We start from the raw sequence: 11,979 nt of genomic DNA, 5'->3' as shown, positions 1-11,979 counted from the left end.
CCCCACCGGACAGCGACGCCCCGATGCTCACTCATCGACGACCAGCTCCCAGTCGCGGGCGGCGAGGAAGGTCTCCTCCGGGGTCTCCGTCCAGGCGAGCAGCAGGTCCAGCGCCGCCGCCGGCGAATCCACCACCGCACGCCAGTACCGCTCCTCCCCGTAGCCGTGGCCCCACATCACGCACCACTGTGTGCCGAGATGCCGGTCCGCGGTGATGTAGTCGCCCGGGTTGGTCTGGTCGCTGACCTGCAGCCAGTCGAGGTCGCCGGTGGAGCCCCCGGCGAACCCCGCCGTGACAGCCTCACGGACCTCCGCCTCCGAGGTCACCGTCAGCCCGCCGGCCGAATCATCGAGCCGCCACCGGTTCGTCGTGTCCGCGACCATCCCCATCGAGATGTCCGCCCAGCTCAGCTGTTCCAGCGCCGCGACATCGCCGGCCAGGTAACTGTCCACGACAGTCGCCGCGGTCTCCGCCCGGTCGAGCAGGTCGGCGAGCTGCCGGACCGTCTCCCCGGTGCGCAGGTGCACCGTCCACCGCCGGTTGACGATGCCCACCCGCAGATAGTTCGCCCCGGTCGGATCATCGGCCGGGGAGACCGACAGGACCATCCCCGCGGGACGCCACCCGTCGGCCTCCGCCAGCACCCGACGGACCGTGGTGGCGTCCACGAACGTGTGGACCGTCCCCGCCCGGTCCCGCATCCGGAACGGCGAGTCCCCGCCGGCGGTCTCCACGAGGACGCGCCCGCCGATGTCGGTCAGCCGCACCGTCCGCCGGGCCGCATCATTCTGCAGACTGTTGAGCGTCTCCGTCGCACCCTGGTAGGGCACCGCGACGGTCAGCACACCGTCGGACGGTGCGACCGGGTACGCCGTGATCCGCAGCCGCCGGTCCGCCGGCGGATTGTCCGGGTCGGCCGCCCCGGGTACGGCACCCCGGTTCACCGTATCGGCGAACGCGGTCAGCGCCTCGGCCGGTCGGGGATGGTCGGGCGCGGTGACATACAGGTCATAGGCCATACCGGCAGCCTAACCGATGAGTTCGGCGGAAGCGTCCTCCCAGTCGTGCCCGACGAAGGCGTCCCCCCGGCCGGCGACGTAGTCGGTGAAGTCGCCGAGCACGTCCACGACGGACTCCAGCGCGGCAGCCCCGGTGATCTCCTCCGGACGCAGCCGGAACACACTGTGCTCGGTGCGGTACTCCACGACCCACCCCCCGCCCGGCATCGCCGCCTGGATGTACCGGCAGCCGTGGGGCGCCGCCGTGTCCAGGACCTCGATGACCACGAACGGGATCCCGCCGTCGGCCCGGCGGCGACGGTCGACGTCCTCCCCCAGGACCGCGAGGATGCTCGCCCGGTCGACATGGACGGTGACCATGTCCATCGAATTGCGCATCCACAGGCCCGCCGGCACCCCCGTCGGGTTGACCCACAGGGTCTCCATGTCGTCGACCATGCACAGTCCCAGCTCCGCGGCCTTGAACTGCAGCTGCCGGCCGGTCTCCTCCGCACTGCCGAACGGCACCTCGAAATACAGGACGCCGTGGTTGGGCAGCACCGGGAACTCCGAGATGCTGAGGAAGCGGTAGGAGGGCGGCTGCGTGGGGTCGTGCGCCCCGAGATCGGCGTGGTGGTTGATCCAGCCGGCCATGTCCGCGATCACGGGCGGCACCCCGGGACCGGCGACGTCGTCGGTGGTCACCTCGTCCGGCACCCCGTGGAGGGAGCCCGTCTGCTCCAGCTGGGCGAGATGCCCGGAGGCGAGTGACAGCAGCGCACCCTCCGGAAGATATCCGTCAGGCGTCCCGGTCGATTCGGACGGGAGGAAGAACAGGAATCCGAAGCTCACGGGACACTCCTTGAGGGGGTAGACGACAGTTGAGGGCCATGCTACGGCGTGACCCGCGTCACTGTCCGGCGTTCGCCCGGTCGGGGGGAGGCAGCGTCCGCGCCCGGAGCTCGTCGAGCAACGCCGAGGCGTCCGCCACGGTGAGCTGGCGGGCACGCATCCGCACCGGGCCGGGCACCAGATCCAGCCGGACGTCCGCCAGCCCCAGCAGCCGGCCGACCGGCCCCCGGTACCAGCTCAGCTCCTGGATATGGCCCGGGGCGATGACCTCGAGACGGCGTCCGACCCGACCGTGACGGCAGATGACGGCGTGCCGCCGCTCCCCCACCAGCGTCACGCCCTGACACTGCCGGTCCAGCGGCGAGACCCACCGGGCGGCCCGCGGACTGCCGTAGGTGGGGGTAGTGGGACGCACCGGGTCGGCGTAGCGCGTGGTCTCCTCCCACGACAGCGGGCCGAGGACCGCCAGCACCCGCAGCGCCTGAGCCAGGTCCCCGACCGGCAGCACCGCCGTCGTGGACCCCGTCGCCTTCTGCTCGCCGTAACCGGCGACGCCCACGTCGACCCGCCACCAGCCCAGGATGCGCCACAGCACCGGCTGGCTGATCCGCACCGCATGGATCCGGTGCAGCGGCACCGACTGCCGGCGTCGCTCCGAGAAACCGAAGGTGATGCCCAGCAGCCGGTCATCCGCCGGCCCCGACAGTGTCGCCGTGTACCGCCAGCTGCGGTTGAGCACCGACCAGAACCACGGCAACAGGCCGGCCAGCGCCGGCAGCAGCAGTGCCAGGCCCGCCGGAGTGGACAGGGACAGCACCAGGGAGACCACCGCCCACGCCGTCGACCCCGACAGGGCGGCCGCCACCAGGGACCGGGTGACGGGGATCTCCGGGATGAAGATGCGCCGGTCGGGCCGGGCCTCCCCGGCGGGTTCAGCGGGCGCAGCCGGATCAGCGGATTCAGCGGATTCAGCGCCGACCAGGTCGAGCAACCGGACGCGCAGCTCCTCGGCGTCCGACCGGGTCAGGTACTCCACGGTGACCTCACTGCCCCGGCCGCCGGCGGTCTCCACCTTCACCCCGGCGAGCCGGAACGGCCGTGCCGGCAACGGCTCCACCAGGTCCACCGCCTGCACCCGGTCGAACCGGGCGGTCCGCAGCTGCCGGGACAGCACACCCCGCCGCACCGCGATCTCCTCGTCAGTCACCCGGAAACCGGTGGCCCACCACCACGGCAGCGACAGCAGCCAGCCGAGCAGCAGCACCCCGGCCACCACGCCGACGGCGACGAGGACGAGCAGCCCGGTCGGGACGCCCGCCTCCCCGATCCAGTCGCGCAGGTTCCCGAGCGTGTCCGCGTTCTGGGCCAGGAGCAGCACCGCCACACCGACCAGCGCGGCCCACATCCGCAGCAGCGGGCTGAGCGGGTGGACCCGGCGCCAGTCCTCCGGCGTCTTCTGCGGCTGCTCCCCTGCCGGCGCGGTCACAGGCCGCTCATCCGCTCGCGGGCGGCCACGGCGAGCCGGTCACGCAGCGCGTCCGCCTCCGCCGCGGCGAGACCGACGACCTCGGAATCGCTGGTCGCCGAGGCGGTGTGCAGTTTGACGCGTTTGATGCCGAACAGCCGCTCCACCGGGCCGGCGGTGACGTCCACGAACTGGATCCGACCGTAGGGCACGACGGTGAACGTGCGCCACAGCATGCCCTTGGCGATGAGCAGTTCGGACGGGGTCTCCGCCCAGCCCCGGTTGCGGGCCTGCGCCGGGATCAGCCAGAGATCCCACACCAGCAGCACCGCGAGGACACCCGCCGCGATCCACAGCCACGGCACGAACAGGGCGACGATGACGCAGGCGACCAGCGGCACCACCGACCAGGGGAGCTCGGCGACGTACCTCGCCCGGACATAGCCGGGGGCGACGGGATGCAGGACGGGGGTGTCGGACATGGCGCCCAGTGTGCCAGGGGCCGGATCCGGCGCCTCGACCGGGATGTGCCGGGTACCCTGCCGGACGCCGCGCCGCGCCGGAAATATTACCGGCCGGCACCGGTAAGACTTTTCGCGACCTGCGGAAACGTCGGATGACGGCCGGGCGGGGTGGCAACACTTTCGGCGGGCGCCGGACGCTGCCCCGGCGAGGCCGGCCGGTCAGCCCAGGCGCTCGGCCAGTTCCGCGGCGTCCAGGCACTGTGCGGTGGGGATCAGCAGCGTCTCCCCGGCGTCCCCGCGGGTGAAGGAGACCGCACGGCGTGCCAGCCCCGCCGAGCGGGAATCCTCCCCCTCCCCCAGCTCCGGGACGACGAAACAGCGGTGACCGGCGCGACCGCGCGCCCGGCCCACCGGGATGACCGGGGCGGCGAGGTCCCAGCCGAAACCCCCGGCGGCCAGCACCCGGGCGACCGCGCGGGCACCACGCGGCAGACCGACGGCCCGCGCGACCTCGCCGTAGCCGGCGACCTCACCGTCGGCGATGACGTCGAGGACGGCACCGACCCGCTCCACCAGATCAGCAGAGTCAGCCGGGGCAGCCAGGGCTACTCCCCGGCGATGATGTCGTGGCGCACGATCGTCTCGTCACGCCCCGGGCCCACACCGATGTAGGAGATCCGGGTGCCGGACAGCTCCTCCAGCCGGTTGATGTAGTCCTGCGCCTTCGCCGGCAGCTCATCGAACGTCCGGCACTTCGTGATGTCCTCGTCCCACGCCGGCATGGTCTCGTAGACCGGCTCGGCATGGTGGACGTCGGACTGGCTCATCGGCATCTCGTCGAAGCGCTCCCCGTCGACGTCGTAGGCCACGCAGATCGGGATCTCGCCGATGCCGGTGAGCACGTCGAGCTTGGTGAGGAACAGGTCGGTGAAGCCGTTGACGCGGGAGGCGTAGCGGGCGATGACCGAGTCATACCAGCCGCAGCGGCGCTTCCGACCGGTGTTCACGCCGACCTCACCACCGGTGGTCTGCAGGTACTCGCCCCACTTGTCGAACAGCTCCGTCGGGAACGGGCCGGCGCCGACGCGGGTCGTGTAGGCCTTGATGATGCCCAGCGAGCTGGTGATGCGGGTCGGGCCGATGCCCGAGCCCACGCAGGCACCGCCGGCGGTCGGGTTGGAGGAGGTGACGAAGGGGTAGGTGCCGTGGTCGACGTCGAGCATGGTGGCCTGACCGCCCTCCATGAGCACCGACTTCCCCTCGTCGAGGGCCTTGTTGAGCTCCAGCTCGCCGTCGATGAGCATCGGGGCGAGGCGGTCGGCGAAGCCCATGAAGTACTGGACGATCTCCTCCGGGTCGATCGCCTTGCGGTTGTACAGCTTCACCAGCATCTGGTTCTTCTGGTTCAGCGCGCCGGTGACCTTCTGCCGCAGGATGGACTCGTCGAGGATGTCCTGGGCACGGATGCCGATGCGGGAGACCTTGTCGGCGTAGGTCGGGCCGATGCCACGGCCGGTGGTGCCGATGGCACGCTTGCCGAGGAACCGCTCGGTGACCTTGTCGAGGGTCTGGTGGTACGGGGCGACGAGCTGGGCGTTCGCACTGACCTTGAGGCGGGAGGCGTTGGCGCCGCGGGCTTCGAGACCGTCGATCTCCTCGAACAGGGCCTCGAGGTTGACCACACAGCCGTTGCCGATGACCGGGGTGGCGTTCTCGCTGAGCACACCGGCGGGCAGCAGCTTCAGTTCGTACTTCTCACCACCGACGACGACGGTGTGACCGGCGTTGTTGCCGCCGTTGGGCTTGACGACGTAGTCGACCTTGCCGCCGAGGATGTCGGTGGCCTTCCCCTTGCCCTCGTCCCCCCACTGGGCTCCCACCACGATAATTGCTGTCATGTGCTTTCGTCGCTCCTCGACGTGTTCGGTGACGTTCCGGCGTTCCGGCCGACTCACCAGTCTAGCGCCTCCACTACGCTGGACGCCATGACAACTGTGGTTCTGGCCTGTGGCGAGGTTCCCCCCGCCCTCTCGGACGCGCTGCGGGACGCCGTCCCGGATGCCGTCCGGCTCGCCGCGGTCCCCGGCCGCCGCGAGCTGAAGATGCTCGACGGGATCGCCTCGACCTACCTGCCGGTGGACCCCACCCCGTCGCTCGACGAGATCGCCGCACAGCCCGACGTGCCCCATCAGGCCGATCCCCGACCCGCCCCGCAGCAGCCCGACGAGCCGGTGCGGATCGTCGTCGTCGGATCGGACGCCGCCCTGGCCGCCGTGGTCACCCGGCTGATGCGCATCGACGCGATGTGGGTGTCGGTCGGATTCGTGCCGACCGACGGGACGTCCCTCATCGCACAGAACTGGGGGCTGGGCGACGACCAGCTGCCGACCCCGGCGGCCGCGCTGGAGTTCGCGCTGCGTGGCCCGGCGCGCCCCACGGCCGTGGTCCGGGACGACGCAGGCATCGTGACCCTCGGCTGCGCGGAGATCTTCCACGCCGGCGCCACCCTGGTCGGCGAGGTGATCGTCGATTCGCAGACCCTGTTCCTCAACCAGGACGCCACGACCTGGGACGGGCGCCCCGGACCCTACGGCGCCAGGTTCGTCCCGACCACCGGGGCCCCCGGACTCGCCGCCGCCCGGCTGACCACCCCCTCCGTCTGGGACGCAGTGGCCGCGGCCCGTCCCCCGCGGAAACGGCTGTTCCGGACGCCCGCACAGCCGGGCGGGGTGGACCCGGATGAGGTGCTCACCGGCCGGGCGCTGCAGGCCGGCGGGGTGGATCTCACGGTGGTGCGGGACACGGTCGTCCATCCGCGGACCGTCAGCTCGGTGACGTTCTACCGGCACCTGCGCGACGGGCAGTTCGTGCGGCGGTAGCGGGGCTGCTGCCCTGACCGCCGTGGGGTGGTCCGGAGCCGGGAAACCACCGTGAGACGGTCAGTCCGCGGGACGGACCATGGTGATGTGGGGGATGCCGGCCTCGTCGAACTCCTCGCCGACCGGGACGAAACCGGCCTTCCGGTAGAGGCCGGCAGCGTAGACCTGGGCGTGCAGCATCATCGGCTCATCCCCGTGCCGGGCGATGACCTCGGCGAGCAACTGCCCGGCTAGGCCCTCACCACGGCGTCCCGCATCGGTGACGACCCGCCCGACCACCAGGTGTGCATTGCCCACCTCCGCGACCGGATTGACCAGGACCCGCAGGTAGGCGCTGACCGCGGGACCCGTGCCGTCGAGGATCATGTAGTGCCCGGTGGTGGGCTCCAGGTCGCGCCAGTCCAGCTCCTCGTCATCACACCGCTGCTCGCGGAGGAAGACCTCGGTGCGCAGGCGGGCAAGGGCGTAGACCTCCGTGGTGGTCAGTTCGGGCCAGGTTTTCACGATCACGTCGCCAACGCTAGCAACCTGGTTCAGCCTGCAGAGTCCGACTCACCGTTTTCCGGCTTCCGCCACCACACCTGATGCACATCAGCGACATCGACACGGCTCCGCGCCTCCCAGAGGTCATAGGCCTGCTGCATGTTCATCCACAGTTCAGCCGTCGTATCGAAAGCCTTGGCCAACCTCAGCGCCATCTCGCCCGTGACTGCACTGTCCCCGCGGAGCAGCCTGGACACGGTCGACGGAGCAACCCCGAGAGCATCCGCGAGTTGGCGACCGCTGAGCCCCAGTTCATCCAGGTAGGTCTCGGTAATGAACTCGCCGGGTCGTACCGGTGCGTACATCGTCATGACGTCATCCTTTCCCGTTTTCGCCACCGCCGTTGACACGTCAGTGATAATCCTCGTAATCCAGCACATACACGTTGCCGTCGGAGAACTCGAAGGTCAGGCGCCAATTTCCACTGACCCTGATCGACCATCTCCCACGTCTGCCGCCCAGCAGAGGATGCAGAAACCAACCCGGCTGGTCGACGTCGCGGAGCTCAACTGCCGCGTTCAACAGCGACAATCGAAGCTGCAGTTTTCTGGCATGTTCCGCCTGAATCCCGGCCTGACTCCCAGACTCGAAGAAGCGTCGGAGCCCCTTGTGACGGAAGGAAATGATCACACTGTTCACTGTACCGCGTTGCGCAACACGGGACAATACCGACAACGCGGCAACGCCGGCACCGCACGCTATGATGACCGGCACAACCGAATATCCGACAACCGACACGGGGTGTCCCGGGCGCATGACCCGGGGCTGAGATCACACCCGCCGAACCTGACCTCATTCACATGAGCGGAGGAATGTCCACCATGCCGATACCGCCCGTCCCGGCGGTGGAGGTCGACCACGTCGACCTCGCCTATCCACACAAGCACGCCGACGGCACCGTCCTACGGGACGTCAGCCTGTCCGTACCCGCCAGAGAGCACACCGCCGTCATCGGCCGCTCCGGCTGCGGGAAATCCACCCTGCTGCACCTCATCGCCGGCCTCCTGACCCCCGGGACGCGCACGACCGGCACCGTCCACGTCCTCGGGGACGCCGGCAGCGACGCCCGACTCTCCCACTGCGCCCTCATGCCGCAGAGCGACAGCCTCCTGCCGTGGTTCACCCTGCAGGACAATGTCGCCGTCCCGCTGCGCAACCGGGGCGTGCCCCGCCACAAGGCCCGCACCCGGGCCGGCGCCATGCTGGCACGCTGCGGCCTGGCAGGACAGGAACGTACCCGCCCCGACCAGCTCAGCGGCGGGATGCGGCAGCGCGCCGCCCTGGCCCGCGCACTGCTCGCCGACAAGCCGGTCCTGCTCGCCGATGAACCGCTCGGCGCGCTGGACGCGATCACCCGCGGCGAGATCCAGGACTGGCTCGCCGGGCTCCTCGCGGACAGTTCCGCCACGATGGTCATGGTCACCCACGACGTCGACGAGGCACTGCTGCTGGCGGAGAAGGTCATCCTGCTGGCGGACGGCCGTGTCGCCGGCACATGGCCCGGATGGTTCAGTCGTCGCGGCGGGAGTGCGGGCGGCGTCCGGACGCGGGCGGAGATCCTCGCCGACCCCGCCTTCGCCGCCGACCGTGCGGAGATCCTCGGGCGACTCGCGGCGGTGGCCGCATGAGAGGCCGCCGTACCGTCCGTACCGTCCGTACCGTTCTTCCCCCGCTGGTCACCGTCGTCCTTGTCCTGCTGGTCTGGGTGTTCCTCACCACCGGCGGCCGGGTCGAGGACTACGTCCTGCCCTCCCCCGGCTCCGTCGTCACCGCACTCACCGACACCTGGTCCGACCGGCTGGCCCCGGCGACGTGGGTGACCCTGTCCGAGACGCTGCTGGGCATGGCCGCCGGACTGGCCGCCGCCCTGGGGATCACGATCCTCGCCGGCTACCTCCCGGTGGTCGGCATCGCCCTCGCGCCACTGCTCGTGGCGTCCCAGTCGGTCCCGGTGGTGGTCATCGGACCGATCTTCACCATCGCCCTCGGCTACGGCATCACCCCGAAAGTGCTGGTGGTGGCGCTGATGTTCTTCTTCCCGGTGGCGATGAACCTGCTGTCGGGGATCCGGGACGCCGACCCGCACCTCATCGACACGATGCGCAGCCTGCACGCCACCCGCCACTCCCTGTTCTGGCGGGTGCGGTTCCCCGCAGCCCTGCCCGCCGGATTCGCCGGCCTGCGGGTCTCGGTGACCTTCGCCCCCGTGGCGGCGGTGTTCTCCGAGTACACCGGCTCCACCGACGGGATCGGGTACCTGCTGCTGCAGGCGATCCCCCGGCTGCAGACCGATTTCGTCTTCGCCCTCGTCGTCGTCCTCACCGCCCTGGCCGCGGTCCTCCTGCTGGCCACCACCGCCCTCGAACGTCTCTGCTGCCCGTGGAATGTCACCCGGCAGCACCGGAAGGAATCATGAAGCACCGCATCCTCGCGGTCGTCGCGCTACTCACCGCCGCCGCGACCACCGTCTCCCTCACCGCCTGCTCCTCCGACGACAGCGGCGACAGCACCCGGCTGAGTGTGCTGCTGGACTGGAACCCGAACCCCGACCACCTGGCGATGTACACCGCCGAACACACCGGCGCCTACGACGACCACGGTGTGGACCCGGAGTTCATCCTCCCGGGCAACACCGCGGACGCCGCCAAGGAGGTCGCGCTCGGCCACGCCGACCTGGCGGTCAGTTACGAAACCGACACGGTCATCGCGGCGTCCCAGGGTCTCGACGTCATCAGCGTCGGTGCGCTGATCCCCACCCCGCTGAACGCCCTGATCGCCAGGAAGTCCGCCGGCATCCACGCCCCGGCGGACCTGGCGGGCAAGAAGGTCGCGATCTCCGGGCTGCCCTCGCAGGAACCGTCGCTGCGCTACGCCGCACGGAAGGCGGGCATCGACCCGGACAGTGTGCGGATGCCGAATGTGCAGCAGAACCTCAACCAGGCGCTGCTGAGCGACCAGGTGGACGCCATCTACGGCGCCTACCCCAACATCGAGGGCGTGGAGCTGGCGGAGCAGACCGACATCACGACACTCACCGCCACCCAGCTCGGCATCCCCGACGCCGCGGAACTCGTCCTCCTCGCCAACCCCACCCGGCTGACGGAGGACGCCGCCTATGCCGGGCGGGTCCGCGACTTCCTCGCCGGGACCGCCGACGGGCAGGCTGCCGCACTCGCCGACAGTGCGGCAGCGGTGGACGCCCTCACCCCGGAGACGAAGGGATCCTACGATCCGGAGATCCTGCGGAAGATGGTGGACGCCACCCTCGCGATCCTGCGGAAGGGCGGCGGCACCTTCGGTGTCCAGAACCCGGCGGCCTGGTCGCGCTACGCCGGGTGGATGCGGGACAACGGGCTGCTGGACGCCGCCGGCGGGGACGGCAGCGGAGACAGGGCCGACGTCGACGGGGCGACCGTGACGACGAACGACTACCTGCCTACTGCCTGACCTCCGCCACGGTCAGTCGTTCTCCGGGCCCTGCGGACCGTCGGAGTCCCCGTCATCGGCACCGTTCCACTGGTCCGGCGGCTGCCAGGGGTGCGCCACCGTCGGCACCAGGGACGCCAGGGCCGACTCGCGCGACATCCCGCACACCTGCAGGGCGTCCACGATGATCGACCGGCACTGGGCCAGTACCGCGTTACCGGACAGGCCGGACCCCTCGGCGATCCACAGGCCGGTGCGCCCGCCGATGATCTGGAGTCGACGGGTGATCTCCGGGATCTCGACGAGCTCCTGGCGGGTACCCCGGGTGCCGCCCTGCTCGAACAGGGCACCGAGGTGACCGAGCGTGTCCGACACTTCCCGGATCGTCTTCGCCATCTCCGGATGGGGCTCGACCCGGTCGTCGACCATGATCTCCGCCCGGCGGGCCAGGACCCGGGTGTTGCGCATGACATTGTCGACCGGCACGAGTATCCGGTCCATCGATTTCGCGTAGCGGCGCGCCGACCAGTAGATCGGCGAGACACTGATCATCTCGTCGCCGCTGTCCATCGCCTTGATCATCGCGTTCACGTTCGCCTGGGTACCGCGGGCGGTCTGCAGGGCGTCCCCGATGACGGCGGCGTCCCGGTCCTCGATCCCGTCGGCGACGTCATCGAGGACCAGGGCGGCCTTCGAGATCAGGCCCGACATCTCCCGGCGCACCTCACGCAGCGGACTGCGCGGCACCACGGCGAGGATGAGCAGGCCGATGAGACCGCCGACGAGTGCGTCCACCATCCGGTCGAGGGCACCGTGGTCACCCGGTGGGAGGAGGGTGGCGACGAGCACCGCCGAGCTCGCGGCCTGCGGCGGGACCAGTGGTCCCCGATCGACGAAGGTGGCCAGCAGGATCGCCACGAACACGACCACACCGATCTGCCACGGTCCGCCGCCGATCTGGGCGATGACGAGATCGCCGATCGCGATGCCGACGGCGGCGCCGATGACGATCTCCAGGCCACGGCGCAGGCGTTTGCCGCCGTTGATGCCGATGCTGATCTCTGCGGCGATCGGGGCGAAGAAGGCGTTCTGGTGGCCGATGATGTCGGTGGCGACCCAGTAGGCCAGGCCGGCGGCGAGTGCCGCCTCGAGGGCGTAGATGCACATCGTCCGGACCCGCCGGATGCCACGACGTGGCGCGATGCGTTTCAGTGAGTCCGTGGCGGCGCGGACGCCGTCACTCGCGCGGGCGCGTTGCCGGAACCAGCCCTTCTCCCCGGTGGTACTGGCCTTGTCTGACATGTCCACCATTGTCCCACACCGCGCGACCACCGTGGGCCGACGGTATCCG

General features: G+C 70.4%; 14 protein-coding genes. 4 read left to right on the top strand and 10 right to left on the bottom strand.

Annotated features, from left to right (window positions below; genetic code table 11):
- Window positions 1-27: 27 nt before the first annotated feature.
- The 6 genes from FSW06_RS11425 to FSW06_RS11400 all read right to left on the bottom strand — a co-directional run bounded on the left by FSW06_RS11425 (window position 28) and on the right by FSW06_RS11400 (window position 5,678).
- On the bottom strand, window positions 28-1,020 hold the full coding sequence (locus FSW06_RS11425; protein ID WP_010120369.1) for a hypothetical protein: 993 nt from the start codon (window positions 1,018-1,020) through the stop codon (window positions 28-30).
- Window positions 1,021-1,029: 9 nt separating this feature from the next.
- On the bottom strand, window positions 1,030-1,851 hold the full coding sequence (locus tag FSW06_RS11420; RefSeq protein WP_010120371.1) for a hypothetical protein: 822 nt from the start codon (window positions 1,849-1,851) through the stop codon (window positions 1,030-1,032).
- A gap of 58 nt (window positions 1,852-1,909) precedes the next feature.
- A complete protein-coding gene (locus FSW06_RS11415; RefSeq protein ID WP_010120374.1) occupies window positions 1,910-3,337 on the bottom strand; it encodes a PH domain-containing protein in 1,428 nt (475 codons plus the stop codon).
- Entirely contained in the window at window positions 3,334-3,798 is a 465-nt protein-coding gene (locus tag FSW06_RS11410) for a PH domain-containing protein (protein ID WP_010120376.1), read from the bottom strand. The genes FSW06_RS11415 and FSW06_RS11410 overlap by 4 nt, the downstream gene beginning before the upstream one ends.
- A 201-nt stretch (window positions 3,799-3,999) precedes the next feature.
- On the bottom strand, window positions 4,000-4,353 hold the full coding sequence (locus FSW06_RS11405; RefSeq protein WP_010120378.1) for an MGMT family protein: 354 nt from the start codon (window positions 4,351-4,353) through the stop codon (window positions 4,000-4,002).
- Window positions 4,354-4,385: 32 nt separating this feature from the next.
- Window positions 4,386-5,678, bottom strand: coding sequence for an adenylosuccinate synthase (locus FSW06_RS11400; protein WP_010120379.1), 1,293 nt, complete (start codon window positions 5,676-5,678; stop codon window positions 4,386-4,388).
- Between the two features lie 87 nt (window positions 5,679-5,765).
- Between FSW06_RS11400 and FSW06_RS11395 the strand changes: the two genes are divergently transcribed.
- Window positions 5,766-6,659: a hypothetical protein gene (locus FSW06_RS11395; protein WP_029449469.1), complete on the top strand. Its 894-nt coding sequence runs from the start codon at window positions 5,766-5,768 to the stop codon at window positions 6,657-6,659.
- A 60-nt stretch (window positions 6,660-6,719) separates the two neighbouring features.
- Here FSW06_RS11395 and FSW06_RS11390 read toward each other — a convergent pair whose 3' ends face one another.
- The 3 genes from FSW06_RS11390 to FSW06_RS11380 are packed head-to-tail and all read right to left on the bottom strand — an operon-like array spanning window position 6,720 to window position 7,832.
- Window positions 6,720-7,169, bottom strand: coding sequence for a GNAT family N-acetyltransferase (locus tag FSW06_RS11390; protein ID WP_010120382.1), 450 nt, complete (start codon window positions 7,167-7,169; stop codon window positions 6,720-6,722).
- Window positions 7,170-7,192: 23 nt separating this feature from the next.
- Complete coding sequence (locus FSW06_RS11385) at window positions 7,193-7,513, bottom strand: HigA family addiction module antitoxin (RefSeq protein WP_010120384.1); 321 nt, start codon at window positions 7,511-7,513, stop codon at window positions 7,193-7,195.
- Between the two features lie 40 nt (window positions 7,514-7,553).
- Complete coding sequence (locus FSW06_RS11380) at window positions 7,554-7,832, bottom strand: type II toxin-antitoxin system RelE/ParE family toxin (RefSeq protein ID WP_010120385.1); 279 nt, start codon at window positions 7,830-7,832, stop codon at window positions 7,554-7,556.
- A 191-nt stretch (window positions 7,833-8,023) separates the two neighbouring features.
- Between FSW06_RS11380 and FSW06_RS11375 the strand changes: the two genes are divergently transcribed.
- Genes FSW06_RS11375 through FSW06_RS11365 form a run of 3 tightly spaced genes read left to right on the top strand, consistent with a single transcriptional unit; the run spans window position 8,024 to window position 10,649 of the window.
- On the top strand, window positions 8,024-8,830 hold the full coding sequence (locus FSW06_RS11375) for an ABC transporter ATP-binding protein (protein ID WP_083827044.1): 807 nt from the start codon (window positions 8,024-8,026) through the stop codon (window positions 8,828-8,830).
- The gene (locus FSW06_RS11370) at window positions 8,827-9,618 is read left to right on the top strand and encodes an ABC transporter permease (RefSeq protein WP_010120387.1); all 792 of its coding nucleotides are present in this window, start codon (window positions 8,827-8,829) and stop codon (window positions 9,616-9,618) included. Before FSW06_RS11375 ends, FSW06_RS11370 begins: the two co-directional genes overlap by 4 nt.
- Window positions 9,615-10,649 carry an ABC transporter substrate-binding protein gene (locus FSW06_RS11365; RefSeq protein ID WP_010120388.1) on the top strand — a complete coding sequence of 345 codons (1,035 nt, stop codon included), beginning with the start codon at window positions 9,615-9,617 and terminating at the stop codon, window positions 10,647-10,649. The genes FSW06_RS11370 and FSW06_RS11365 overlap by 4 nt, the downstream gene beginning before the upstream one ends.
- 12 nt (window positions 10,650-10,661) lie before the next feature.
- Here the strand turns inward: FSW06_RS11365 and FSW06_RS11360 are convergent, their stop codons facing one another.
- On the bottom strand, window positions 10,662-11,939 hold the full coding sequence (locus tag FSW06_RS11360; protein WP_010120389.1) for an FUSC family protein: 1,278 nt from the start codon (window positions 11,937-11,939) through the stop codon (window positions 10,662-10,664).
- Between the last annotated feature and the right edge of the window lie 40 nt (window positions 11,940-11,979).

Source organism: Corynebacterium nuruki S6-4 (assembly GCF_007970465.1).
GTDB classification, from domain to species: Bacteria; Actinomycetota; Actinomycetes; order Mycobacteriales; family Mycobacteriaceae; genus Corynebacterium; species Corynebacterium nuruki.
Note: the sequence above shows the minus strand (reverse complement) of the source record. Positions and strands in the feature narration are given on the sequence as shown.

Bases quoted from the DNA above. Each gene is read 5' to 3' on its own strand.
- FSW06_RS11425 (WP_010120369.1), bottom strand. From the start codon at position 1,020: ATGGCCTATGACCTGTATGTCACCGCGCCCGACCATCCCCGACCGGCC.
- FSW06_RS11410 (WP_010120376.1), bottom strand. From the start codon at position 3,798: ATGTCCGACACCCCCGTCCTGCATCCCGTCGCCCCCGGCTATGTCCGG.
- FSW06_RS11400 (WP_010120379.1), bottom strand. From the start codon at position 5,678: ATGACAGCAATTATCGTGGTGGGAGCCCAGTGGGGGGACGAGGGCAAG.
- FSW06_RS11395 (WP_029449469.1), top strand. From the start codon at position 5,766: ATGACAACTGTGGTTCTGGCCTGTGGCGAGGTTCCCCCCGCCCTCTCG.
- FSW06_RS11385 (WP_010120384.1), bottom strand. From the start codon at position 7,513: ATGACGATGTACGCACCGGTACGACCCGGCGAGTTCATTACCGAGACC.
- FSW06_RS11375 (WP_083827044.1), top strand. From the start codon at position 8,024: ATGCCGATACCGCCCGTCCCGGCGGTGGAGGTCGACCACGTCGACCTC.
- FSW06_RS11370 (WP_010120387.1), top strand. From the start codon at position 8,827: ATGAGAGGCCGCCGTACCGTCCGTACCGTCCGTACCGTTCTTCCCCCG.
- FSW06_RS11365 (WP_010120388.1), top strand. From the start codon at position 9,615: ATGAAGCACCGCATCCTCGCGGTCGTCGCGCTACTCACCGCCGCCGCG.
- FSW06_RS11360 (WP_010120389.1), bottom strand. From the start codon at position 11,939: ATGGTGGACATGTCAGACAAGGCCAGTACCACCGGGGAGAAGGGCTGG.